General features: G+C 76.4%; 25 protein-coding genes and 1 pseudogene. 15 read left to right on the forward strand and 11 right to left on the reverse strand.

Annotated elements, in window-relative coordinates; all coding sequences use genetic code 11:
• Together ACI79V_RS02805 and ACI79V_RS02810 are read right to left on the reverse strand one after the other, a co-directional pair.
• Nucleotides 1-291, reverse strand: coding sequence for a hypothetical protein (locus ACI79V_RS02805; RefSeq protein WP_456886622.1), 291 nt, complete (start codon nt 289-291; stop codon nt 1-3).
• A 215-nt stretch (nt 292-506) separates the two neighbouring features.
• Nucleotides 507-2,213: a helicase gene (locus ACI79V_RS02810; protein WP_456886624.1), complete on the reverse strand. Its 1,707-nt coding sequence runs from the start codon at nt 2,211-2,213 to the stop codon at nt 507-509.
• 69 nt (nt 2,214-2,282) lie between these two features.
• On the opposite strand from ACI79V_RS02810, the gene ACI79V_RS02815 reads away from it, so the two are divergent.
• On the forward strand, nt 2,283-3,125 hold the full coding sequence (locus ACI79V_RS02815; protein WP_456886626.1) for an alpha/beta fold hydrolase: 843 nt from the start codon (nt 2,283-2,285) through the stop codon (nt 3,123-3,125).
• Nucleotides 3,126-3,146: 21 nt separating this feature from the next.
• On the opposite strand, the gene ACI79V_RS02820 is transcribed toward ACI79V_RS02815, so the two are convergent.
• On the reverse strand, nt 3,147-3,572 hold the full coding sequence (locus ACI79V_RS02820) for a TA system VapC family ribonuclease toxin (RefSeq protein ID WP_456886627.1): 426 nt from the start codon (nt 3,570-3,572) through the stop codon (nt 3,147-3,149).
• The gene (locus ACI79V_RS02825) at nt 3,572-3,796 is read right to left on the reverse strand and encodes a ribbon-helix-helix protein, CopG family (protein WP_456886628.1); all 225 of its coding nucleotides are present in this window, start codon (nt 3,794-3,796) and stop codon (nt 3,572-3,574) included. The genes ACI79V_RS02820 and ACI79V_RS02825 overlap by 1 nt, the downstream gene beginning before the upstream one ends.
• 123 nt (nt 3,797-3,919) lie before the next feature.
• On the opposite strand from ACI79V_RS02825, the gene ACI79V_RS02830 reads away from it, so the two are divergent.
• The 4 genes from ACI79V_RS02830 (at nt 3,920) to bluB (ending at nt 7,248) form a co-directional block, all read left to right on the forward strand.
• Nucleotides 3,920-4,753 (forward strand): helix-turn-helix domain-containing protein, encoded by an 834-nt coding sequence (locus ACI79V_RS02830; protein WP_456886630.1) that lies wholly within the window; start codon nt 3,920-3,922, stop codon nt 4,751-4,753.
• Entirely contained in the window at nt 4,750-5,145 is a 396-nt protein-coding gene (locus ACI79V_RS02835) for a VOC family protein (RefSeq protein WP_456886632.1), read from the forward strand. Before ACI79V_RS02830 ends, ACI79V_RS02835 begins: the two co-directional genes overlap by 4 nt.
• A 73-nt stretch (nt 5,146-5,218) precedes the next feature.
• Nucleotides 5,219-5,536, forward strand: coding sequence for a hypothetical protein (locus ACI79V_RS02840; RefSeq protein WP_456886633.1), 318 nt, complete (start codon nt 5,219-5,221; stop codon nt 5,534-5,536).
• On the forward strand, nt 5,533-7,248 hold the full coding sequence (gene bluB / locus ACI79V_RS02845) for a 5,6-dimethylbenzimidazole synthase (protein WP_456886635.1): 1,716 nt from the start codon (nt 5,533-5,535) through the stop codon (nt 7,246-7,248). The genes ACI79V_RS02840 and bluB overlap by 4 nt, the downstream gene beginning before the upstream one ends.
• Nucleotides 7,249-7,406: 158 nt before the next feature.
• On the opposite strand, the pseudogene ACI79V_RS02850 reads toward bluB, so the two are convergent.
• Both ACI79V_RS02850 and ACI79V_RS02855 read right to left on the reverse strand, forming a co-directional pair.
• Nucleotides 7,407-7,643: pseudogene (locus tag ACI79V_RS02850) on the reverse strand (PIN domain-containing protein); the annotation flags it as partial.
• Entirely contained in the window at nt 7,640-7,777 is a 138-nt protein-coding gene (locus ACI79V_RS02855) for a hypothetical protein (protein WP_456886636.1), read from the reverse strand. The gene ACI79V_RS02855 and the pseudogene ACI79V_RS02850, both read right to left, overlap by 4 nt.
• 73 nt (nt 7,778-7,850) lie before the next feature.
• On the opposite strand from ACI79V_RS02855, the gene pgm reads away from it, so the two are divergent.
• Nucleotides 7,851-9,485: a phosphoglucomutase (alpha-D-glucose-1,6-bisphosphate-dependent) gene (gene pgm, locus ACI79V_RS02860; protein WP_456886638.1), complete on the forward strand. Its 1,635-nt coding sequence runs from the start codon at nt 7,851-7,853 to the stop codon at nt 9,483-9,485.
• Nucleotides 9,486-9,556: 71 nt separating this feature from the next.
• Nucleotides 9,557-10,183 (forward strand): hypothetical protein, encoded by a 627-nt coding sequence (locus ACI79V_RS02865; protein WP_456886640.1) that lies wholly within the window; start codon nt 9,557-9,559, stop codon nt 10,181-10,183.
• Nucleotides 10,184-10,214: 31 nt separating this feature from the next.
• Here the strand turns inward: ACI79V_RS02865 and ACI79V_RS02870 are convergent, their stop codons facing one another.
• Nucleotides 10,215-11,105, reverse strand: a complete 891-nt coding sequence (locus ACI79V_RS02870; RefSeq protein WP_456886642.1) for a diguanylate cyclase domain-containing protein — start codon at nt 11,103-11,105, stop codon at nt 10,215-10,217.
• Between the two features lie 125 nt (nt 11,106-11,230).
• On the opposite strand from ACI79V_RS02870, the gene ACI79V_RS02875 reads away from it, so the two are divergent.
• Entirely contained in the window at nt 11,231-12,175 is a 945-nt protein-coding gene (locus ACI79V_RS02875) for a hydroxymethylglutaryl-CoA lyase (RefSeq protein WP_456886644.1), read from the forward strand.
• A gap of 8 nt (nt 12,176-12,183) precedes the next feature.
• On the forward strand, nt 12,184-12,762 hold the full coding sequence (locus ACI79V_RS02880) for a flavin reductase family protein (protein WP_456886646.1): 579 nt from the start codon (nt 12,184-12,186) through the stop codon (nt 12,760-12,762).
• Here ACI79V_RS02880 and ACI79V_RS02885 read toward each other — a convergent pair.
• Nucleotides 12,676-14,976, reverse strand: coding sequence for a SpoIIE family protein phosphatase (locus ACI79V_RS02885; RefSeq protein ID WP_456886648.1), 2,301 nt, complete (start codon nt 14,974-14,976; stop codon nt 12,676-12,678). The two genes, ACI79V_RS02880 and ACI79V_RS02885, sit on opposite strands and share 87 nt — an antisense overlap.
• A gap of 175 nt (nt 14,977-15,151) precedes the next feature.
• Between ACI79V_RS02885 and ACI79V_RS02890 the strand changes: the two genes are divergently transcribed.
• Nucleotides 15,152-15,922: a hypothetical protein gene (locus ACI79V_RS02890; RefSeq protein ID WP_456886650.1), complete on the forward strand. Its 771-nt coding sequence runs from the start codon at nt 15,152-15,154 to the stop codon at nt 15,920-15,922.
• 4 nt (nt 15,923-15,926) lie between these two features.
• On the opposite strand, the gene ACI79V_RS02895 is transcribed toward ACI79V_RS02890, so the two are convergent.
• Nucleotides 15,927-16,397 (reverse strand): hypothetical protein, encoded by a 471-nt coding sequence (locus tag ACI79V_RS02895; protein WP_456886651.1) that lies wholly within the window; start codon nt 16,395-16,397, stop codon nt 15,927-15,929.
• Nucleotides 16,390-16,755 carry a hypothetical protein gene (locus ACI79V_RS02900; protein WP_456886653.1) on the reverse strand — a complete coding sequence of 122 codons (366 nt, stop codon included), beginning with the start codon at nt 16,753-16,755 and terminating at the stop codon, nt 16,390-16,392. The genes ACI79V_RS02895 and ACI79V_RS02900 overlap by 8 nt, the downstream gene beginning before the upstream one ends.
• A 62-nt stretch (nt 16,756-16,817) precedes the next feature.
• Between ACI79V_RS02900 and ACI79V_RS02905 the strand changes: the two genes are divergently transcribed.
• Complete coding sequence (locus ACI79V_RS02905; RefSeq protein WP_456877332.1) at nt 16,818-17,657, forward strand: PaaX family transcriptional regulator C-terminal domain-containing protein; 840 nt, start codon at nt 16,818-16,820, stop codon at nt 17,655-17,657.
• 31 nt (nt 17,658-17,688) lie between these two features.
• Here ACI79V_RS02905 and ACI79V_RS02910 read toward each other — a convergent pair whose 3' ends face one another.
• The gene (locus ACI79V_RS02910) at nt 17,689-18,681 is read right to left on the reverse strand and encodes an aldo/keto reductase (protein WP_456886654.1); all 993 of its coding nucleotides are present in this window, start codon (nt 18,679-18,681) and stop codon (nt 17,689-17,691) included.
• A 135-nt stretch (nt 18,682-18,816) separates the two neighbouring features.
• On the opposite strand from ACI79V_RS02910, the gene ACI79V_RS02915 reads away from it, so the two are divergent.
• From ACI79V_RS02915 to ACI79V_RS02930, 4 genes are read left to right on the forward strand one after another with little or no spacing between them, the layout of a single operon-like run.
• Entirely contained in the window at nt 18,817-19,827 is a 1,011-nt protein-coding gene (locus tag ACI79V_RS02915; RefSeq protein ID WP_456886656.1) for a siderophore ABC transporter substrate-binding protein, read from the forward strand.
• Nucleotides 19,828-19,843: 16 nt separating this feature from the next.
• Nucleotides 19,844-20,863, forward strand: a complete 1,020-nt coding sequence (locus tag ACI79V_RS02920) for an ABC transporter permease (RefSeq protein WP_456886658.1) — start codon at nt 19,844-19,846, stop codon at nt 20,861-20,863.
• Nucleotides 20,853-21,860, forward strand: a complete 1,008-nt coding sequence (locus tag ACI79V_RS02925; protein ID WP_456886660.1) for an iron chelate uptake ABC transporter family permease subunit — start codon at nt 20,853-20,855, stop codon at nt 21,858-21,860. The genes ACI79V_RS02920 and ACI79V_RS02925 overlap by 11 nt, the downstream gene beginning before the upstream one ends.
• Nucleotides 21,857-22,615, forward strand: a complete 759-nt coding sequence (locus ACI79V_RS02930; RefSeq protein WP_456886662.1) for an iron ABC transporter ATP-binding protein — start codon at nt 21,857-21,859, stop codon at nt 22,613-22,615. The genes ACI79V_RS02925 and ACI79V_RS02930 overlap by 4 nt, the downstream gene beginning before the upstream one ends.
• The last annotated feature ends 22 nt before the right edge of the window (nt 22,616-22,637 follow it).

The following is a 22,637-nucleotide window of genomic DNA, read 5'->3' on the forward strand; positions in this document are numbered from 1 at the left end:
CTACGGCGCCTCGGCGGCCCGGTTCCCGCCGACGCCGTAGCGACGCCGCGCCCAGACGCGGAAGCCGAGCACGACGGCCAGGAGCACCGCGACGTTGACGACGGCGGCCTGCCAGCCCAGCGTGAGCAGACCGATCAGCGCCAGCAGCAGCAGCCACGGCAGCTCCCGGACGACGGTGCGCCACACGGACCCGCCGAAGCGGCGCTGCACCCAGGCGGCGTTCGCCTGCTCTTCGCGGGCGCGGGCGGCTGCGTGGCGCTGCTGCCAGGGGGTGGGCTGTCCGGCGAACATCGACGGGCTCCTCGTGGGACGGAGTCCGGTCCAGCTCCCCCCAGCCGTCGGTCAGCCGGCCGGTTCGGACGATCTGGTGATCACCCTGCGACCGGGACGTCCGCGCGGCAACCGGACGGCGCCGCCGCCGCGTGGGGCCCGAGCGTGTGCGCCCGAGCCACGCTCCAGGCCGGGGACTGCGGCGCCGGCGCACCCGCTCGGTCGGGTGCCCGGGCTCAGCCGGCGTCGGTGAGCGCGGCCGGCGGCAGCCAGTCGGCGTCGAGCAGCTCGGCGATCTCCTGCAGCGACGACGTGTCCGCGCCCGCCGTCGACCCGCTGACCGCCAGCCGCTCGACCATGACCCGCGCCACCTGCTCCTCGACGGTGCCCTCGGCGAAGGCCACCCGCCACGGGGAGACCTGCCCGTCGCGGTGGGTGCGGCCGGTGACCTGGCGGGCCTGGATGCCGGAGAAGCGGGGCTGGTGGAACAGGCCGACCCGCGGCGTGGCCGACGCCGTCGTCCCGGCGGGCAGCAGCTCGCCGGCGTGCAGGCTGATCGACGCGGTCACGGTGAGCACGCACACCGGCGCGGCGCCGGTCTGGAACCGCAGCCGCTCGGCCTCGACGTCGAACCGGTCCCGGCCGTAGATGCCCGCCACCGGGATCCCGGCGTCGAGCAGCGCCTCGCGGATGGGGTCGGCGGCCGTCTCGACGAACTCCACCGACACCGCCACCTGCCGCTCGGCCTCCACCTGCGCCCGCACCCAGTCGACCGTGGCCTGCGCGCGGATCAGCCCCGCCTTCTGCCGGAACCGCAGCAGCGCCGCCCGCCCGCGCGCGCTCTGCCGGGCCCGCCGCGCCAGCTGCATCTCGGCCCGGAACTCCTGCCACTCCGACTCGTAGGCGCACCGCTCGGCCGGGGTCAGCGCCACCGGCGTCCCGGTCACCGACACCGGTCCCCACGGCGCCGGGCGGTGCAGCGTGGCCGGCGGGTCGGCGTCGGTGAGCCAGCCCTGCAGCCGGGCGAGGTCGGTGCGCCGCCGCTCGGCGTCCTCGGTCCAGGCCCAGCCGTACCGGCCGCGTTCCACGTGGAACCCGTGCTCGGCGAGCTTCGCCGGCAGGTCCGCCCACGCGCGGAGCGGCTCACCGTGGACCTGGGCGAACTGCGGCGCCAGGTAGGGCAGCTCCAGCGGCGTGTGCGCGGGGGTGGCGGTGGCGGCGATGACGAAGGGGACGTCGGTGGCGCGGGCGCCGCCCGAGACCGCCTTCCAGTGCTTCCACCGCTGCGTCGTCGTGTGCCGGACCATGTGCGCCTCGTCGGCGATGACGACGTCGAACCGCAGCGTCGACACCTTCGCCAGCCGGTCCCAGGTGGTCACGCACCAGCGCAGCCCGCCGTCGCCGAAGCCGGCGATCGAGCGGGTCCAGTGCGGGATGGTGATCGCGGCCGGGCGGTCGGCGACGACGAGCACCCGCTCGCCGCCGCGCAGCTCGCAGATCTCGCGGGCGGCCATGACCGCGGTACCGGTCTTGCCGACGCCGGGGTCGTCGCCGAGCAGGAACACCCGGTGCCCGGCCGCGGCCGAGGCGACGACGGCCTCGGCGCCGGTGCACTGCTCCTCGCGCGGCACCAGGGGACGGGCTCCGGGCAGCGGTCGCGGCGTCGCGTTGAGCTCGTCCTCGAGGAAGCGCTCGAACGTGTACGGCGGCGGGTCGTAGGGCGCCAGCGCCGCGGGCAGGTCCGCGCCGACCCACACGTGCGCCTGCAGCCCGGCGTGCCAGGCGGCGCCCGGCGCGGGCGCCCGGAACGGGACGGCGAGCACCCACACCCGCTCGCCCGGGCCCGCGGTGGGCAGGTCGGGCACCGCCGGCCGGCGGGCCGGCGTCCGCCGCTCGGTCGTCCGGCGCTTGGTCGTGGTGGCGGCGCGGCGCCGTCCGGGCATCGTGGGACCTCCCCCGTCGTCCCGGGCACGGTAGGTCGCCGGACGCCGGGCATCTGGTGGAATCGCCGGATGGGGCCGCAGTCTGACGAGGGGTTGGCGGCGCGCACCGTCGGGGAGTCCGGACCGCGGGTCGTCTTCGTGCACGGCCTGTTCGGCCAGGGCAAGAACTGGACGACGGCGGCGAAGGGGCTGGCCGACGGTCACCGGGTGACGCTGCTGGACCTGCCCAACCACGGGCACTCGCCGTGGACCGACCGGGTCGACTACGTGGACATGGCCGAGCTGGTCGCCGCGGAGCTGGCGTCGTTCGGTGAGCCGGTGACGCTGGTCGGGCACTCGATGGGCGGCAAGGTGGCGATGCAGCTGGCGCTGCGCCGACCGGAGCTGCTGCGCGCGCTGGTCGTCGTCGACGTCGCGCCCGTGGAGTACCCGGTCTCCGGCGGCCGGACCGACGATCCCGACGAGGAGGCGTCCCCGTTCGGCGCGTTCATCGCCGCGATGCGGGCGGTGGACCTCGGTGCGCTGCGCACCCGCGAGGACGCCGACCGGGCGCTGCGCGAGGCGGTGCCGAGCACGATGGTGCGGTCGTTCCTGCTGCAGAGCCTGGCCCGCGAGGGGGTCGGCTCGGCTCGCTGGCGGTGGCGGCTGAACCTGGAGACCCTCGAGCGCGACCTCGGCGAGCTGCGCGGCTTCCCCGACCCGCCGCCGGGCGCCACGTTCGACGGTCCGGTGCTGTGGATCGCGGGCGCGAAGAGCCACTACGTGCTCCCCGGGGACCGCGGGCGCATGGAGGAGCTCTTCCCGCACACCCGGCTGGTGAAGGTCAAGCACGCCGGTCACTGGGTCCACTCCGAGCAGCCCGAGGTGTTCCTGCGGACCCTGCAGGCCTTCCTGGACGCCGTCGAGCGCTGAGCGCGTGGGCCGGACCGTGGCTCAGGCGAGCGGATCGACCCACCGGACGCCGGGGAAGCGGGCGAAGTCGGTGTCCGCCGTCGCCACCGCGAGGCCGTGCTCGATGGCCAGCGCGGCGAGCTGTGCGTCCGGGACGAGGTTGCCCGTGGCGCCGGTACGACGCAGCAGGTCCCCGAGGATGCGGGCCGTGCGCTCGGTGGCGGCCGGGACCCAGACACCGTCGACCTCGAGCCACTCCACGACGTAGGACCACGCCTCCTCGGCGGTCAGCGGCCGACGGGTCACCCGCGGGTGGGTCGCGATGCGGACGAAGGCCCCGATCGTCTGCCACGGCAGGCCCACGCGACCCGCGCCGTCGAGCGTCGTCTCCCACCAGGCGCGCGCCGCCTCGTGCTGTGGCGCGGCGGTGCTGACGGCGTAGAGCAGCAGGTTCGCGTCGACCAGCATCAGGTCGTGCCGTCGAGCAGGTCGAGGACGTCCCCGACGTTGCGGACGTCGACGGTGAACTCCAGCTCCGCGGTGCGCTGGCGGAACGGCCGGACGTCACGGCGCGGGACCAGGCCGGCGCGGACGAGGCGGTTGACCGCTTCGCTGACCCCCAGGCCCTCCTCGCGGCGCAGGCGCTCGATCGCCGCGGCGACGTCGTCGTCCAGGGTCACCGTGGTCCGCACCACCCGAGGCTACATCGTGATGCGCCCGCGTCCGCATCACGATGCGCGACCTTCGGCCGAACCGTGCACCTCCGCGGCAGTGCACGCCTGGAGGCCGTCGCCCGCCGCTGCCATCCTGGCGGTGTGACCAGCGACTTCGTGCCGCACCGGCCGCACCCGGCGCTGCGCGGGCTGGTCGCCGGCGCCGTCGGCTACCGGCAGCAGGGCCTCGCGCCGGGCACGCACCGGGGGCTCCCTTCCCCCGCGCTCACACTGGTCGTCACCCTCGACGAGCCGCTCGACGTCGCCGCCCACCCCGACCCGGCGCAGCCGCCCGGCCGCTACGACGCCCTGCTCGGCGGGCTGCACACCACCCCGGCGCTCATCCGCCACCCCGGCCGGCAGACCGGGCTGCAGCTCGCCCTGTCCCCGCTGGGCGCCCGCCGGCTGCTCGGCGTGCCCGCCGGGGAGCTCGCCGCCCTCGACGTCGACCTCGCCGACGTCCTGGGCAGCACCGAGCTGGTCGAGCGGGTGCGCGCCGCCGGGACCTGGGCCGAGCGGTTCGCCGTCGTCGAGGAGGTGCTCCGGCGCACGGCCGTCGACGGCGACCCCGCCCCCGAGGTCGCCGAGGCCTGGCGGCTCACCGTGGCCGGCGGCGGGCGGCTGCGGGTCGCCGAGATCGCCCGCCGGGTGGGCTGGTCCGAGCGGCACCTCACCGGCCGCTTCCGCGCGGAGACCGGCCTCGGCCCCAAGGAGGCCGCCCGGGTGGTCCGCTTCGACCGCGCACGCCGGGCGCTGGTCACCCGTCCCCGGCCCGGCCTCGCGGACCTGGCCGCGACCACCGGCTACGCCGACCAGGCGCACCTGACCCGCGAGTGGCGGGCGTTCACCGGGCTCCCGCCGCTGCGCTGGCTGGCCGCGGAGTTCGGATTCGTCCAAGACGGCGGTGCCCGGGACGCGGCAGGGTCGGCGGCATGAGCACCCCACCGCCCACCGTGTGGCCCGCCTTCCGCGCCGCCGACGCCCCCGCCCTGATCCGCTGGCTGGTCGACGTCCTCGGCTTCACCGAGACCCTCGTCGTCCGCGACGGCGACCTGGTCGTGCACGCCGAGCTCGCCTGGCCGCCCGGCGGCGGCGTGATGCTCGGCTCTGCCCGCGACGACGGCGGCTGGCCGGTGCGCCCGGGCGGCAGCGGCGCCTACGTGGTCACCGACGACGTCGCCGCGGTCTGGGCGCGGGTGCAGGCGGCCGGCGTCGAGGTGCTGCGGCCGCTCGCCGAGCCCGGGCACGGCGGCGAGGAGTTCTCCGTGCGCGACCCGGAGGGGAACAGCTGGAGCGTCGGCGACTACCCGGGCGCGCCCCGCACGTGACCGAGCTCGCGAGGTCACGCAGGTACGCAGCACGGCCCGTCACGCTGCCGATGAGCGTCAGCGAGGAGGCAGCGTGACGGAGGACGACGTCCGCGCCCTCGCCCTGGCCCTCCCGGAGGTCACCGAGGCCGAGCACCACGGCCGCCCGTCGTTCCGGCTGGGGACCGCCGTGCTCGCCACGCTCTGGGCACCGGGCATCCTCGACGTCGTGGTCGGGGAGTCGGAGGCGCGCGCGGCCGAGGGCGGCGCGGTGTCGCTGCTGTGGTGGGGCGAGCGGCTCTCGGGCGTGCAGGTCGACCTCACCCGGGCCGACGAGGCGCTGGTCGCCGACCTGCTCGACGACGCCTGGACCCGCCGCGCCCCGGCCCGGCTGCGGCGGGCCCGCCCGTGACCTTCCCCCGGCCGGTGCCGCTGATCGGCGACGCGACCTCGGCCGAGCAGCGGGCCGGCGACCCCGCCGGGTGGGCGATGCCCGACGACGCCGAGGGCCTCTACGCCGTCGTCGCCGCCCGCCGCGACGTCCGCCGCTTCCGGCCCGACCCGGTGCCCGGCGACGTCCTCCGGCGGGTGCTGGCCGCCGGGCACGCCGCGCCGTCGGTCGGGCACAGCCAGCCGTGGCGGTTCCTCGTCGTCCGCGACCCCGCGGTCCGCGACCGCGCCGCGGTCCTCACCGACCGCGAGCGGCTGCGGCAGGCCGCCGGGCTCGAGCCCGACGCCGCCCGCCGGCTGCTGGACCTGCAGCTGGAGGGCGTCCGCGAGGCGCCGCTGGGCATCGTCGTCTGCTGCGACCGGCGCACGCCCGCGGCCGGCGTCCTGGGCCGCGCCACCTTCCCCGACGCCGACCTGTGGAGCTGCGCCGCGGCGATCCAGAACCTGTGGCTGGCCGCCCGCGCCGAGGGCCTGGGCATGGGCTGGGTGACGCTGTTCCGCCCGGAGGAACTGGCCGGGCTGGTCGGGCTGCCCGACGGCGTGGCCACGCTGGGCTGGCTGTGCCTGGGCTGGCCCGACGAGCGCCCGCCCGCGCCGGGCCTGGAGCGCGCCGGCTGGTCGCGGCGGCTGCCGCTGGACGCCGTCGTCGTCGAGGACCGCTGGCCGGCCGGCGACGGCGGCCCCGCCGCTCCTCCCTCGCACCTGCGCGCGCCCGCCCGCGAGGCGGTGGTCGGCGCCCGCGACGAGGCCGACCGGCTGCTCACCACCCCCGGCTCGCTGGGCGTGCTCGACCGCGCGGTCGACCGGGTGGTGGCGCTGGGCCGCGGCGAGGTCACCGGCGGCACGCTGGTGCTGGCCGCCGCCGACCACCCGGTGGCGGCGCGAGGGGTGTCGGCCTACCCGGCGACGGTCACCCGTGACGTGGTGCGGGCGGCGCTGGCCGGGACGGCGGTGGGCGCCACCGCGGCGGCCGCGGCCGGGCTGGCCACCGTCGTGGTCGACGCCGGGGTCACCGGCGACCCGCTGCCCGGCGCGGTCGACGCCCGGCCGGCCGGTCCCCGCGGCGACCTCGCCGCCGCGCCCGCGATGACGCCCGGCGACGTCGCCCGGCTGCTCGCCGCCGGCCGCGCCGTGGGAACCCGGCACGCGGGCCTGCTGGCGCTCGGCGAGGTCGGCGTCGGCAACACGACCGTCGCAGCCGCCCTCGCCGCCGGGCTGCTCGGCGCCGACCCCGCCGCGGTCACCGGTCTGGGCGCGGGCGCCGACAGCGACGTGCTGGAGCGCAAGCGCCGCGTGGTCACCGCCGCCGTCGCCCGCGCCGGCACGGGCCTCGACCCGCAACGGGCGCTGGCCGAGCTGGGCGGGCCGGAGCTCGCGCTGCTCGCCGGCGTGGTGCTCGGCGCCGCGGAGACGCGCAGCGCCGTCGTCCTGGACGGGTTCGCCGTCTCGGTGGCGGCCCTGGCCGCCGTGCTGCTCGAGCCCGGCGCGCAGGCCTGCCTGGTGGCCGGGCAGCGCAGCCGGGAGCGCGGTCACGACCTCGTGCTGCAGGCGCTGGGTCTCGAGCCGCTGCTGGACCTGCGGCTGCGGGCCGGTGAGGGCGCCGGCGCCGCCCTGGCCGCCGGGCTGCTGCTCGACGGCCTCCGCATCCGCCGCGGCACCGCCCGGGTCGGCTGAGCGGGATCCTCAGGTCAGCGGGAACGGCGCTGCCGGATCCGTGGACATCGGGAAGTGGCGCACGTCGGGGGTGGCCGGCTCCAGCCCGTTGACCTCGGCCACTGCCGCGACGAGGTGGTCGCCGGGACCGATCCCCCGTGCGAACGCCGGTGGGTGCGCATCAGCTCGCCGGCACGCCAGCCGACCCGGTCGGTCACGGGGAAGACCTCCAGGCTGGAGAGGAACCGCGTCACCTCTCGGCGCCCGGCAGACCGCATCCCGCCGCTGACCTCCGTGAGCGTCACCGCGCTCGTGGCCAGTCGCCCGGTCCGCCGGCGGGCGTCGAGCAGCCGGTCCCGGGCGGCGGGCACCCCGCGCAGGTGGGCGGTCACGACGTCGCTGTCCAGCAGGATCACAGGCGGCTGATCCGCTCGAGACGGGCGGCGCGCGCATCTGGACCGCGCTCCCCCGACTCCTCCTCGGCCAGGACGCCGAAGGCCCCGTCGATGGCGGTCAGGTCGGCCTCGAGGTCGGACGGCGCTGCGGACACTCCCCGGTCGTACACCGCGAAGACGGCGCTAGGCCGGTCGCGCGAGCTGCGGCCGCGGGCCAGGATCGGCGGCGTGACCGATCCCCGTGCCGGCCAGCCCGCCTCCCCGTCCGACCTGGTCGACGTCGCCTCGCTGGTGACCGCCTACTACACGCTGGTGCCCGACCCGGCCGAGCCGGCGCAGCGGGTGTCGTTCGGGACCTCCGGGCACCGCGGGTCGTCGTTCGACACCGCGTTCAACGAGGCGCACATCCTGGCCACCACACAGGCCATCTGCGAGTACCGGAAGGCCCAGGGCTACGACGGGCCGCTGTTCCTCGGCCGCGACACCCACGCGCTGTCCGAGCCGGCCTGGGCCAGCGCGCTCGAGGTGCTGGCCGCCAACGACGTGACGGTGCTGGTCGACGCCGCCGGCCGGTACACGCCGACGCCCGCGGTCAGTCACGCGATCCTCACCGCCAACCGGGGGCGGACCAGCGGACTCGCCGACGGCATCGTCGTCACCCCGTCGCACAACCCGCCCCGCGACGGCGGGTTCAAGTACAACCCGCCGAACGGCGGCCCGGCCGACACGGATGCCACCAAGGCCATCGCCGACCGGGCCAACGAGCTGCTCGCCGCCGGGCTCGACGGAGTCCGGCGGGTGCCCTTCACCCGCGCGCACGCGGCCGCGCAGCGCCACGACTTCCTCGGCGCCTACGTCGACGACCTGCCCGCCGTGCTCGACCTCGACGCCGTCCGCGACGCCGGGGTGCGGATCGGCGCGGACCCGCTGGGCGGCGCGAGCGTCGACTACTGGGGGGCGATCGCCGAGCGACACCGCCTCGACCTCACCGTGGTCAACCCGCTGGTCGACCCCACGTGGCGGTTCATGACGCTGGACTGGGACGGCAGGATCCGGATGGACTGCTCGTCGCCGTCGGCCATGGCCTCGCTCATCGGCAAGCGCGCCGACTACGCGATCGCCACCGGGAACGACGCCGACGCCGACCGGCACGGCATCGTCACGCCCGACGCCGGCCTGATGAACCCCAACCACTTCCTCGCGGTGGCGATCTCCTACCTGTTCGCGCACCGGCCGGAGTGGGGCGACGACGTCGCCGTCGGCAAGACGCTGGTGTCCTCGTCGCTGATCGACCGGGTGGTCGCGGGGCTGGGCCGGCGGCTGGTCGAGGTGCCGGTCGGGTTCAAGTGGTTCGTGCCCGGCCTGCTCGACGGCACCGTCGGCTTCGGCGGCGAGGAGTCGGCCGGGGCGTCGTTCCTGCGCCGGGACGGCCGGGTGTGGACCACGGACAAGGACGGCATCCTGCTGGCGCTGCTGGCCTCGGAGATCCAGGCGGTGACCGGCAGCTCGCCCTCGCAGCTGCACGCCGAACTGGTGTCCCGGTACGGCGAGTCGGCCTACGCGCGGGTGGACGCCCCCGCCGGCCGCGAGCAGAAGGCGGCCCTGGGGAAGCTGTCGCCCTCCGACGTCACCGCCACCGAGCTGGCCGGCGAGCCGATCACCGCCAAGCTCACCGAGGCGCCGGGCAACGGCGCGTCGGTCGGCGGGCTCAAGGTGGTCACCGAGAGCGCCTGGTTCGCCGCCCGCCCGTCGGGCACCGAGGACGTCTACAAGGTCTACGCCGAGTCCTTCCGCGGCCCGGAGCACCTCACCCGGGTGCAGGAGGAGGCGCGGGCCGTGGTCGACGCCGCCCTCGGTGGCTGACCCCACCCCGACGGGGGGCGGTACGGCTCCCGGGGGACGGCGCGGGCGGGCAGCGGCCCCAGACTGGGCCCATGACCGGTCAGCCGTACGAGCAGGAGTGGGACGTCGTCCCGCCCGGGTCCGCCACGACGCCGTACGGCACACCTCCCGCTACCGCGTACGGGCAGCCGCTCCCCTACGGTCCGCCGCCCGGCTCCGGGTACGGCCCGCCACCCGGCCACGGCCCCGGTCACGGCTACGGCTACGGCCCCCCGCCCGGGTACGGCTGGGGCCTGCCGCTCACCCCGCCGACCTGGCCGGCGGGGCCCGGCCGGCCGGGCGTGGCCACCACGGCGGGGGTGCTCGGCATCGTCACCGGGAGCCTGAGCGCGCTGGTGGCGCTGTTCCTGCTGGTCGTCGTCCTGGGCGGCGACGACGACGCGCCGACCCTGGTGCTCGTGCTCGGCCTCCCCTGCGGCGCCGCGCTGGTCGCCTTCGGCATCCGGCTGCTGGGCCGGCACTCCGCGACGCCGCTGTTCGCCTCGGCGCTGGCGGCCGTGGCGGTGCTGGTCCTCGCGCTGGCCGTGGGCGCCGGCACGCTCGACCCCGACGACCTGGTCGGGCTCACCGCGTTCCTCGTCTTCGCGCTGCCCCTGCCGGTGCTCACCGCGGTCTTCGCCCGGCTCCCGGCCACCGTCGGCTGGGCCGCAGGCAGGTAGCCCCCGCGGGCCGGGCCCGCGGCCCGGCGGCTCAGCGGCGGCGGGCCTTGTCGGCGTACATCGCCGCGTCGGCCTCGCGGACCACCGTCTCCTGCGCCTGCTCGGGATCGGTCCCGCCGTCGACCGAGCCGATGCCGATGCTCAGCCCGACCTGCACCGTCGTCGGCCCCACCGTCAGGGTGCCCGGCAGCGCCTCCCGGAGCCGGATGGCGAGGGCCTCGGCGTCGGTGCGCTCGGTGTTCTCGCAGACGACGGCGAACTCGTCCCCGCCCAGCCGGGCGGCGGTGTCGCTGGCCCGCAGCACCGAGGTCAGCCGGCCGGCCACCGCGACCAGGACGGCGTCGCCGGTGGGGTGACCGAACTGGTCGTTGACCGCCTTGAACCCGTCGAGGTCGAGGACCAGCACGCACGTGGGCGTGTGCTCGCGGTGACCGCGCTCGAGGGCGTGGCGCAGCCGGTCGCGGAAGAGCAGCCGGTTCGGCAGCCCGGTGAGCGGGTCGTGGGCCGAGAGGTGCAGCAGGCGGGCCTCGAGCCGCTTGCGGTCGGTGACGTCCTCCACCACCGTCACCAGGTGCGGGATGGTGCCGTCGGGCGAGCCCTCCACCCACGACGTCGTCACCTGCACCGGGACCTCGCTGCCGTCGGGACGGAGGAACCTGCACTCGTACCGCGCCCGGCCGTGGCTCTCCCCGAGGCCGTCGAGCACGGTGCGGGCCCCGGCGACGTCGTCGGGGTGGGTGACCGCGGAGAGCGTGGTCCCGGGGAGCTCCTCCGGGGACCTGCCGAGCAGGTCAGCCAGTGCGCGGTTGCCTGCGATCAGCTCCCCGTCCGGCGTGCACAGCGCGACGCCCATGGGTGAGTTGGTGAAGGCACTGCCCAGGTCGGGGTGCCGCACCGTCCCCATGGACTCGACGTCGTCCACGGACCACCTCCCGTTTCCTCCCCCCGACTCGTGTGGTGACCAGGGTGTTCCCTCCCCGGTTCCACGTGGAACCTCCCATCCGGGCAGGATGGGCCCTGCAACCCGTGCGGACCAGGAGGACGATCATGACGTCGGACTTCGATCTCGTCCTGCCGACCGCGGTCGACGTCCGCGAGGTCGGCATGCGCGACGGACTGCAGCTGGAGGCGCCGGTCCCCCTCGAGGGCAAGCTGGCGATGCTCGACGCGCTGGTGGCCACCGGCGTGCGCCGGATCGAGGTCACCTCCTTCGTCTCGCCCAAGGCGGTTCCCGCGCTGGCCGACGCCGACCAGGTCGCCGCCGAGCTCTCCCGCTGGCCGGACGTGCACTGGTCGGCGCTGGTCGCCAACCCGCGGGGCGCCGTGCGTGCCGTCGACGCCGGCCTCGCGCACCTGGAGCTGGTCGTCTCGGCCTCCGACGGGCACAGCCGCGCCAACGCCGGCCGCTCGACCGCCGAGGCGCTGGCCGGGGTGGCCGAGGTCGCCGGGCTGGCGCACGGCGCGGGCGGGTCGCTCGAGGTCGTCGTCGCCACCGCGTGGGACTGCCCGTTCGACGGCCGGACGCCGATCGCCCGAACCGTCGACGTCTGCCGGGCCGCGGTCACCGCCGGCGCCGACGCACTGTGCCTGGGCGACACCATCGGCACGACGACGCCCGCGCGGGTCGTGCGCCTGCTGCAGGCCGTCCGCCGCGCCTGCCCCGGGACACCGGTCGCGGTGCACTTCCACGACACCCGCGGCACCGGCCAGGCCAACGCGCTGGCGGCGATCCAGGCGGGGGTGACCCAGCTCGACGCGTCCGTCGGCGGCCTCGGCGGCTGTCCGTTCGCCCCTGGTGCCAGCGGCAACATCGCCACCGAGGAGCTCGTCTACTGGCTGGAGGAGTCCGACGTGCGCACCGGCATCGACCTCGACGCGGTGCTGGCCGCGGCGCGGGTCACCGAGTCCGCGGTCGGCCACGAGCTGCCCAGCTCGCTGTACCGGGCCGGCGGCCGGTCGGTGCCGCGCGCGGCCGCCGCCACCCTCGCCTGACCGGTCCCGTGGAGGTCATCGACCCGCGCGTCATGCGCGACGTGCTGGGGCACTTCGCCTCCGGCGTGACGGTGGTGACCGCCGACACCGGCGACGGGCCGATCGGGTTCACCTGCCAGTCGTTCAGCTCGCTGTCGCTGGACCCGCCGCTGGTGGCGCTCGCGCCGGCCCGCACCTCGACGACCTGGCCGCGGCTGCGCGACCTAGGCCGGTTCTGCGTCAACGTGCTCGCCGAGGACCAGTCGGCGCTGTCGGCGGCCTTCGCCCGCTCCGGTGTGGACAAGTTCGCCGGGGTGCGATGGCGGCCCAGCCCGTACGGCTCGCCCGTGCTCGACGGCGTCGTGGCGTGGATCGACTGCACGCTGTGGGCCGAGTACGACGGCGGTGACCACACGATCGTGGCGGCGCGGGTGCTCGACCTCGGCGCCGACCCCGATCGCCGGCCGCTGCTGTTCCACCGCGGCAGCTACGGCCGGGCCGAAGCCAGCAACGAGGTTGCCTCAGGAGAAGCGGACGGCGATGAGCGCGACGTCGTCCCGGCCGTCGAGGGTGCCGCTGACGGCGGCGTCGCACAGCTCCCCGGGTGAGGCCCCGGCGGGCAGCGCCGCCAGCCGGCCGAGCAGCGCCTCGATGCCCTGGTCCAGGTCGGAGCCGGGCGTCTCGACCAGGCCGTCGGTGTAGCCGAGCAGGACCGACCCGGGCGCGAGCTCCACGGTGCGCACCACCCGCTGCGCCTCGGCGTCGACGCCCACCAGCATCCCGGTGGCGCCGTCGACCGGCTGCACCGTCCCGTCGGGCGCGCGCAGCACCAGCGGCGGGTGCCCGGCGTTGGCGACCTGCGCGGTCCACGGCCCGCCCGGCGCGGCCGGGGGCAGCAGGCGGACGTAGGCCATGGTGGCCATCGACGCCACCTGCAGGCCCTGCACCAGCCGGTCGACGCGGGTCAGCACGGCGCCCGGGTGCGGGTCGGGGGCGTCCCACAGGCAGGCGCGGATGAGCCCGCGCAGGTGTCCCATGGCGGCGGCCGCGGCGACGTCGTGGCCGACGACGTCGCCCACCACCATCGCCACCGAGCCGTCGGGGAGCTGCAGCAGGTCGTAGAAGTCCCCGCCCACGTCGGCGGCGGTCGAGGCGCTGACGTAGTGCGCCGCGGCCTCCAGCCCCGGGATGTCGGGCAGCTCGGGCAGCAGGGAGCGCTGCAGCGTGTCGGCGACGGCGTGCTCCTGCTGGTAGAGGCGCACGTTGTCCATGACCAGCGCCGCCCGCCGGGCGAGGTCCTCGACCAGGCCGACGTCGTCGGGGGTGAAGGGGCGCTCGTCGGAGGTGCGCACCAGGGTGATGGCGCCGCGGGTGCGGCGGCGGGCCACCAGCGGGACGCCCAGCGCGCTCACCGCGCCCAGCCGCTGGGCGACGTCCTGGGCGACCGGCGAGGCCATCAGGTCCTCGAGCCGGTCGGGCAGCCGCTCGACGAGGACCGATCGCGACGAGTCGATGCTGCGCTGCCCCGGGGAGCCGGGCGGGAGGCGCAGGGCGTGCCCGCCGTCGTAGCGGCGCAGCTCGGTGCGCTCCCGCTCGCGGTCGCGGTACACCACCTCGCGGATCTCCCCGGACGGGTCGACCAGGGTGACGAGCACCCAGTCGGCCAGCCCGGGCACGCACAGGGTCGCCAGCCGGTCGAGCACGTCCCCGACGTCGAGGGTGGCGATGAGCGAGCTGGTGGCCTCCGCCATCAGCGCCAGCCGGGCCTGCGCGCCCTCGGCGTCGCGCTGGGCCCGCTCGGCGTCGGCCCGCGCCTGCTCGGCGATCGCGCGGGCCAGCTCGGCCTCCTGCCGGGCGGTCTGCTCGGCGGCGAAGGCCGCCTCGCGCTCGGCCTCCACCCGCACCCGCTCGGTGACGTCGGTCTGCACCCCGACGAAGCTGACCAGCTCCCCCTCGCCGTCGAAGACCGGGCTGATCGCGAGCTGGTTCCAGAAGGCCGTGCCGTCGCGGCGGTGGTTGAGCACCGTGATGGTGAGTGGCTCCTGGGCCGCCAGCGCCCGCCGGATCTCGGCCACGCTCGCCGGGTCGGTGCCCGGGCCCTGCAGGAAGCGGCAGTTGCGGCCGACCGACTCCTCGTAGGAGTACCCGGTGATCCGGCTGAAGGAGGGGTTGACCCAGACCAGCGGGTTGTCGCGGCGGCGGGGGTCGGTGATGGTGAACGCGATGTCGGTGGCCACGACGGCGCGCTCGCGCAGCGCCTGCAGCTCGGTGTCGGAGTCGGCGGTGCGGCCGACGCTCTCGACCTCCAGCAGCACCACCAGTGACAGCTGCTCGGCGTCGGCGGGCTGGGACAGCGGGAAGCCCGACACCCACAGCAGCCGGTCGACGTCGCCGTCGTCCTCGCGTGCCCGGTCGGCGTCGGTGCTGCGGCCCGGCGAGAGGCGGACCGCCTCGCCGGTGACCGGCTGCCCCTGGGCGACGAGCGACAGCGGTCCGCTGGTGCGGGCCAGCGGCGCGCCGCCGAGGTCGGTCAGGCCGGCCGAGGCGCCCCAGGTGTCGATGTCGACCGGGAGCCGCACGTTGCCCGCCATCTCGACGGCCGCGGTGTTGGCGTAGGTGACCGCGCCGGACTTCTGGTCGATGAGCAGGACGGCGACCGGGACGTCGGCCAGGACGGCGGGCAGCGCCGCGGCCGCCGAGCCGCTCGGGCCCCGATCGGACACGACGGCGTTCGCGGCGGTGACGATGCCGGCCTGCCGGTCGCCCGCGGCCCGACCGTCGACGGCGGCCCGTGCGACGGCCCCCCGGGCCTCCGGCGGCACGTCCCCGTGGGCCCCGGACGGGGCTCGCTCCTGCGGTGGCTGGCCTCCCGGTCGCACACGACGAATCTAACCGGCGCCGCAGGTCGGACGCCCGGACAGGGACGGTCGGCGGCCGGCAGGTGTGCCGCGCGCCCGGGCGGGCACCCCTCCCGCAGGTACTCGGGAGGGAGACGACATGGGACTGCTCGACCGGCTCCTCGGCCGCCGCCGCGCGCCGGAGCCCGCGCCCTACGGTGGGTACGACGGCTACGCCGCACCGCCGCCGCCCCCACCCCCACCCGGCCCGCCGGCGTCGGGGCAGCGTGCTCCGCTCACCGACCAGCAGGCCGTCGAGCGCTACCGCTACCTGCTGCGGACCGCGCCTCCCGACCAGATCGAGCAGGCGCACGCCGAGGCCTTCGGCCAGCTCACGCCGCAGCAGCGGCAGGAGGTGCTCACCCAGCTCGCGGCCGCCGTACCGGCCGCCGAGCGACCGCGCAGCGACGACGCGCAGACCCTCGCCCGGGTGGCCACCCGCGCCGAGCTGCGCCAGCCCGGCACCCTGGAGCGCACCTTCGGCGGCGGCTACGGCCCCGGGTACGGGCCCGGGCCGGGCTACGGCCCCGCGTACGGCGGGGGCTACGGACCGCGGATGGGCGGCTTCGGCGGCTCGCTCGGCGGCAGCCTGCTGGGCACCATCGGCGGCCTCGTCGTCGGGACCGCGGTGGCCGACGCGCTGTTCGACACCGGCCTGGGCGACAGCGGCCTGTTCGGCGGTGGGGACGAGGAGGCCTACGCCGAGGGCTACCAGGACGGCGCCGGGGCCGGCGAGGGCGGCGGCGACTACGCGGCGGGCGACGGCGGCTACGGCGGTGACCCCGGGGCCGACTTCGCCGGCGGCGCCGACAACGGCTACGACGCCGGCGGGGACTTCGGCGGCGGTGACTTCGGCGGCGGGGAGTTCTGACCGCTCAGCGCCCCGGGCCTCCCGGGGTCCCGGGCGCCGCCGTCCGCGCCTGGTGGCGCAGCCACAGCAGACCGAGCAGCGGGAGCACGAGCGGCACGAAGCCGTAACCGCGGCCGAACGCCGACCACACCGTCTCGTCGGGGAACGCCGCCGGGTCGAGCAGGGACAGCGTGCCCACCACGAGCACGCCGGCCAGCTCGACCGCGCAGGCGACGACCGCCGTCCGCCGTCCGCCCCGGCCGCCGCGGGCCAGCCCCACGGTGGCCACCACGTACACGGCCGCGGCCAGCGCGGAGAGCAGGTAGGCGACCGGGGCCTCGTCGAACCGGGTGGCCAGCTGCACGGTGGCGCGGGCGCCCGCGGCCAGGGCGAACACGGCGTAGACGGCGACCAGCACCCGGCCCGGCCCGCTCGCCGTCCCGCCCGGCGCGGTCCCGCCGCGCGGTGCCGCCCGGTCCCGCGCCCGCTCAGACACCCGGGGCCTCCCACAGCTGCACCAGCCGCCAGACCATCACGGCGGTGACCAGGGCGGCGACGGCGAGGACGGTGCCCGCCCAGCGGCTGGGCTCGGTGCGCGACCACAGCACCCCGGCCACCGGGAGCAGCACCACGCCGCCGAGGTAGCCGAGGAAGGTCGCGGTCTCCGGCGGCCGCTCCCCGCCGGCCAGCGCGGCCCCGGCGACGACGGCCTGCACGACCAGCAGGACCTCGAGCACCGCGGCGCCGGCCAGGTGGACCAGGCCGATCCGCCGGCGGGCGAGCGTCGAGGCCAGCCCGGCGACCGCGACGGCGACCGCGACCGCCGTGGCCGCCCACACCAGGGAAGCGTTCATCGGCTCCATGATCGCGCGTCCGGCACGGGAGGCGGTCGCGGGGACGGGGTAGGGAGAGGGACATGACCGTCCGCGACCTGGTGGTGGACCTCGCCGCCGAGCACCTGGACGTCCTCGGTGCCGACCCGGTCTCCCTGCAGACGCTGGTCGGGCTGCTGGCCGCGTGCGGGGTGGCCGAGCCCAGCACCCGCCTGGCCGTGGCCGCCCTGCGGCGGGCCGGGTGGCTGACCGGGTCGCGGCGCGGGCGGGAGACGCTGGTCGCCCCGACGGCGCTGCTGCGGGAGGCGGTGGCCGCCCGTGACGAGCGCGTGCAGCGGCGGCTGGGGCCGTGGGACGGGCAGTGGCGGATGGTCGTCTACAGCGTCCCCGAGACCGACCGGGCGGCCCGCGAGCGGGTGCGCCGCGGCCTGGCCCGCGCCGGGTTCGGCCCGCTCGCGCCGGCCACCTGGGTGTCGCCGCACCGGGCGGCGCTCGACGAGGTGCACGCCGAGCTCGCCGGTGAGCCGACCTCGCGGCTGGACCTGCTGACCGCCAGCGTCGCCGACCCCCGGCTGTCCGACGGCGACCTCGCCGCCCGCTGCTGGGACCTCCCCCGGCTGGCCGCCGCCTGGTCCGGCGTGCTCGACCGGCTGCGCGCTGCCGGCGCCGGGCTGCCCGAGGGCCGGTCGGCGCTCGCGCTGCACCTGCGACTGCGCGCCGAGCTGCGGGCGGTGCTGGCCACGGACCCGCTGCTGCCCGCGGCGCTGCAGCCGGAGGGGTGGCCCGCGCGCGAGGTCCGCGAGGCGTGGGCCGACACCGGCGCCCGGCTGGCGGCGGCCGCCCGGGCGCACGTCGCCGACGTGCTGGGGACCGTCGCCGCTCGCGCCGCCGTCCGTCCGGCCCCGCGCACCGCCGTCGCATGACCCGGGTGCCTTTGTCGCGATAAAGGCACCTCTACCGGTGGACGCCGGACATGTCGGGGTAGCGGTCGCCGACGGCGGCGCCGACCGGGGCGGCCTCGTCGAGCCGGCGCAGGTCGTCGTCGGTGAGCTCGACGTCCGCCGCCGCGGCGTTCTCCTCCAGGTAGCGCACCCGCTTGGTCCCGGGGATCGGGACGACGTCCGGACCGCCGCCGCGCCCGCTCTGCGCCATCACCCAGGCCAGCGCCAGCTGCGACGCCGTCGCGCCCCTCTCGTCGGCGATCTCGCGTACCCGGTCCACCAGTCGCAGGTTCTGTTCGAACGCCTCGCCCTGGAACCGCGGGTTGGACCGGCGGAAGTCGTCGGGCGCGAGGTCGTCGACGCTGCGGATCTGCCCCGAGAGGAAGCCCCGGCCGATCGGCGAGTAGGCGACGAAGCCGATGCCGAGCTCGGCGCAGGTCGACAGCACCCCGTTCTCCTCCGGGTCGCGGCTCCACAGCGAGTACTCGGTCTGCACCGCGGCCACCGGCTGGACGGCGTGCGCGCGGCGGATGGTCTCCGGCGCGGCCTCGGAGATGCCGGCCGCGCGCACCTTCCCGGCCTCGACGAGCTCGCGGATCGCCCCCCAGGTGTCCTCGACGGGGACCGTGGTGTCCACCCGGTGCTGGTAGTAGAGGTCGATGACGTCGACACCGAGGCGCTCCAGCGAGGCGTCGCACGCCCGGCGCACGTACTCGGGCCGGCCGTTGATCCCGCGGAAGGAGCCGTCCTCGCCGCGCTCGTTGCCGAACTTGGTCGCCAGCACCACCTCGTCGCGCCGGCCGGCGACGGCCCGGCCCACCAGCCGCTCGTTGGTGAACGGGCCGTACATGTCGGCGGTGTCGAGGAACGTGACGCCGAGGTCCAGGGCCCGCCGGATGGTCGCCTCGGCCTCCGCCTGGTCCCCGGTGCCGTAGAACTCGCTCATCCCCATGCAGCCCAGCCCCATGGCCGGGACGGACAGGGACCCGAGGGTGCGTGTCTGCATGACCCGCTCGGTGCCCTCCGGGTCCCGGCGGCAACCGGCCACTACGGGACCCTGCCGTTCCGTTGCTCCGGTGGGTGTGGCAGGTTAGGCGAGGCTCACTTAGGGCAGCCTGACCTACTCACGTCCAGGAGAACCATGCGCACCGCGACCCGGCCGCCGGCGGCCGCCGCCCTGTCCCTCGCCACGGCGCTCGCCCTGAGCGCGTGCGGCTCCGACGGGCCGGCGGCCGAGGCCGCGACCGACGCGGGGACGGTCACCTGGACCTGGGACCGCAACACCGCCGCCGAGGACCAGGAGCCCGCGTACGAGGAGACGACGGTCGAGGTCCCCGTCGACCCCGAGCGGATCGTCGTGTTCGACATGGCCGGCCTCGACACCATCGGCGCCCTGGGCGGCGAGGTCGCCGGCGCCCCGCTGGAGTCGGTGCCGGACTACCTGCAGCAGTACCTGGCCGACGACGCGTTCGACGCCGGGACGCTGTTCGAGGCGGACCTGGTCGAGATCGAGTCGCAGCAGCCCGACCTCATCGTGATCGGCGGCCGCTCCGCGGCGCTGTACGAGGACCTCAGCGAGATCGCGCCGACGGTGGACCTGAGCCTGCGCGGCTCCTACACCGAGACCCTCGAGCGCAATGCCACCTTCCTCGGCGAGGTGCTCGGCGCCGAGGACGAGGCCGCCGCGGCCGTCGCCGACCTGGAGGCCGGGATCGAGGAGGCGCGGGCCGCCACCGCCGACGCGGGCACCGGCCTCGGCCTCATGGTCTCCGGCGGTGAGCTCAGCGCGATGGCCCCGGCCGGCGACGGCGCGGACGCCCGCGGCGCACGCGGCGGGCTCGTCTACGACGCGTTCGGCGTGCAGCCCGTCGTCGACGACATCCAGGCCGCCACCCACGGCGAGCCGGTCTCCTTCGAGTTCCTGCTCGAGACCGACCCGGACCACCTGTGGGTCGTCGACCGCGACGCGGCCACCGGTGAGCAGGGCGCGCAGGCGGCCGCGGCGGTGCTCGACAACGACGTCGTGGCGCAGACGACCGCCGCCCGCGAGGACCAGATCCACTACCTCGACCCGGTCGCCTGGTACGTCGTCTTCGGGGGCATCGACACCACCCGGATCATGATCGACGACGTCCTGCAGATCGCCGGCTGAGTCCGGCACCTCCTCCGTGACGGCACTCGACACGGGTCCCGCGAGCACCCCCGCCCCGGCGCGCCCCCGGCGCACCGGCGCGGGGGTGCTCGTCGGCGTGCTGCTCGCGGTGCTCGCGGTCGCGAGCCTGTTCACCGGCGTCTCCGACGTGTCCCCGGTGTCGGTGCTGACCGGCGGGTCCGACGGCACCGCCGCCTTCCTGCTCGGGGCCACCCGGATCCCGCGCACGGTCGCGCTGGTCCTCGCCGGCGCCTCGCTCGGCATCGCCGGGCTGATCATGCAGATGCTCGTGCGGAACAGGTTCGTGGAGCCGGGCACCACCGGAGTCACCGAGTTCGCGACGCTCGGCGTGCTCGTGACGACGGTCTTCCTGCCGGGGCTGGCCGTCGTCGGGAAGGCGGGCATCGCCGCGGTGTTCGGCCTGGCCGGCACCTGGGTGTTCCTGCGGGTGGTGCGGGCGGTGCCGGTCCGCCAGCTCGTCCTCGTGCCGCTGGTCGGCATCGTGCTCGGCGGCGTGGTGGGCGCCGTGACGACCTTCGTCGCCTACCGCCTGGACCTGCTGCAGTCCCTCGGGCAGTGGGCGCAGGGCAGCTTCGCCGGCGTCGTCCAGGGCCGCTACGAGCTCGTGTGGATCGCCGGGGTGATGGTCGTCGTCGCCTGGTCAGCCGCCGACCGGTTCAGCGTCATCGGCCTCGGCGAGGAGTTCGCGACCAACCTGGGCCTCTCCTACCGCCGGGTGGTCGCGGTCGGCATGGTCGTCGTCGCGGTGATCACCGCGACGGTGCTCGTCACCGCGGGCCTGGTCCCGTTCCTCGGCCTCGTCGTCCCGAACGTCGTCAGCCTGCTCATCGGCGACAACGTGCGCCGCGCGATCCCGTGGGTCGCCGCGCTCGGCGCGCTGCTCGTCGTCGCCTGCGACGTCCTCGCCCGCGTCCTGCGCTTCCCCTACGAGATCCCGCTGTCGGTCGTCGTCGGCATCGTCGGCGCGGCGCTGTTCCTCTGGCTGCTGCTGCGGAGGGGGAGCCGTGCTCACTGACCCCGCTCCGACGACGGCCCGCCCCGGCGTGGCTGTCCGCGCGCGCCGGACCGGGCCCGCGGTGCGCCTGGCCGTGCTCGGTGCCGCCGCCGTCGTCCTGACCGCCGTCCACCTGTTCACCGACGTCCCGGGCTCGCTGTCCTACGCGCTGGAGAAGCGCGGCCTGACCGTGGCCGCGGTGCTCGTCGTCGCGACGGCGGTCGGGGTGTCGACCGTCGTCTTCCACACGATCACCCAGAACCGCGTGCTCACCCCGTCGATCATGGGGTTCGACGCGTTCTACGTGCTGGTGTCGACCGTCGTCGTCTTCACCGCCGGGTCGGCGGCGTTCCTGGCGGCCGACCCGGGGGTCCTGTGGGCCGTCCAGGTCGCGGTCATGGTCGTGTCCAGCGTGGTGCTGTTCTCCTGGCTGTTCGGTGGCCGGCGGCGGTCGATCCACCTCGTGCTGCTGGTCGGCATCGTGCTCGGCACGTTCTTCCGCGCGCTCAGCGACTGGATGCAGCGGATGCTCGACCCGCTGGACTTCCAGGTGCTCTCCGACGCGTTCTTCGCCTCCCTCACCCGCCCCGACGAGGCGCTGCTGGCGCTCACCGCGGGCCTGGTCGTCCTCGGCTGCGCGCTGGTCGTGCCGCTGCTGCGCACCCTCGACGTGCTCACCCTCGGCGAGCCGGCCGCCGTCGGTCTGGGCGTCGACCACCGGCGCGTGGTGATGACGCTGGTCACCGCCGTCTCGGTGATGGTCGCGGCGTCGACCGCGCTCGTCGGGCCGATCCTGTTCTTCGGCCTCGTCGTCGCCAACCTCGCCTACTGGTGGGCGGGCTCGTCCCGGCACGTGTGGACGGTGCCCACCGCGGTGCTGCTCGGCGTGGTCTGCCTGCTGGGCGGCCAGCTCGTGCTGGAACGGGCGCTCGGCTTCGGCGGCACGCTGTCCACGGTCATCGACTTCGCCGGCGGCCTGTTCTTCCTGTACCTTGTCCTGCGGAAGGGGGCGCGGTGATCGCGCTCGAGGGCGTCACCAAGCGCTACGGCGGCCAGACGGTGGTCGACGACGTCACGATCGTCCTCGGCGAGGAGGGGGTGACGGCGCTCATCGGCCCCAACGGCGCGGGCAAGTCGACGCTGTTCGGCCTCGTCGGCCGCCTGGTCCGGCCCGACGCCGGCCGGGTCACCGTGGACGGGATGGACGTCGCGACGACGCCGTCGCACGAGCTCGCCCGGCGGCTGGCCGTGCTGCGGCAGGACAACCACGTCACCGCGCGGCTGACCGTCTCCGACCTCGTGGGGTTCGGGCGCTTCCCGCACTCGCGGGGCCGGCTCACCGGAGCCGACCGCGAGCAGATCGAGCGGGCGATCGCCTACCTGGAGCTCGACGCCTACCGGGACCGGTTCCTCGACGAGCTCTCCGGCGGTCAGCGGCAGCGGGCCTTCATCGCGATGGTCCTCGCCCAGGACACCCGCTACGTGCTGCTCGACGAGCCGCTGAACAACCTCGACCTGCGACACATGGCCGAGACGATGCGGCTGGTCCGGACCATGGCCGACGAGCTCGGCAAGCGCGTCGTCACCGTGCTGCACGACGTCAACTCCGCCGCCGCCCACGCCGACCGGATCGTCGCGATGCGCGACGGCGCCGTCGTCGCGGACGCGCCCGCGCGCGACGTCGTCCGTCCCGAGGTGCTGGCGGCCGTCTACGACACGGCCGTCGACGTCCGCGAGATCGACGGCCGGCCGGTCGCCCTCTACTACGGCTGAGCCGCCCGACGCCGGCCGGTCG

This window comes from Geodermatophilus sp. SYSU D00700 (genome assembly GCF_054050255.1).

Excerpts from the sequence above, each read along its gene's own strand:
- ACI79V_RS02915 (WP_456886656.1), top strand. The coding sequence starts at position 18,817 with ATGCGCACCGCGACCCGGCCGCCGGCGGCCGCCGCCCTGTCCCTCGCC.
- ACI79V_RS02875 (WP_456886644.1), top strand. The coding sequence starts at position 11,231 with ATGACGTCGGACTTCGATCTCGTCCTGCCGACCGCGGTCGACGTCCGC.
- ACI79V_RS02910 (WP_456886654.1), bottom strand. The coding sequence starts at position 18,681 with ATGCAGACACGCACCCTCGGGTCCCTGTCCGTCCCGGCCATGGGGCTG.
- ACI79V_RS02865 (WP_456886640.1), top strand. The coding sequence starts at position 9,557 with ATGACCGGTCAGCCGTACGAGCAGGAGTGGGACGTCGTCCCGCCCGGG.
- ACI79V_RS02815 (WP_456886626.1), top strand. The coding sequence starts at position 2,283 with ATGGGGCCGCAGTCTGACGAGGGGTTGGCGGCGCGCACCGTCGGGGAG.
- ACI79V_RS02810 (WP_456886624.1), bottom strand. The coding sequence starts at position 2,213 with ATGCCCGGACGGCGCCGCGCCGCCACCACGACCAAGCGCCGGACGACC.
- ACI79V_RS02805 (WP_456886622.1), bottom strand. The coding sequence starts at position 291 with ATGTTCGCCGGACAGCCCACCCCCTGGCAGCAGCGCCACGCAGCCGCC.
- ACI79V_RS02905 (WP_456877332.1), top strand. The coding sequence starts at position 16,818 with ATGACCGTCCGCGACCTGGTGGTGGACCTCGCCGCCGAGCACCTGGAC.
- ACI79V_RS02890 (WP_456886650.1), top strand. The coding sequence starts at position 15,152 with ATGGGACTGCTCGACCGGCTCCTCGGCCGCCGCCGCGCGCCGGAGCCC.
- ACI79V_RS02900 (WP_456886653.1), bottom strand. The coding sequence starts at position 16,755 with ATGAACGCTTCCCTGGTGTGGGCGGCCACGGCGGTCGCGGTCGCCGTC.
- ACI79V_RS02835 (WP_456886632.1), top strand. The coding sequence starts at position 4,750 with ATGAGCACCCCACCGCCCACCGTGTGGCCCGCCTTCCGCGCCGCCGAC.
- ACI79V_RS02820 (WP_456886627.1), bottom strand. The coding sequence starts at position 3,572 with ATGCTGGTCGACGCGAACCTGCTGCTCTACGCCGTCAGCACCGCCGCG.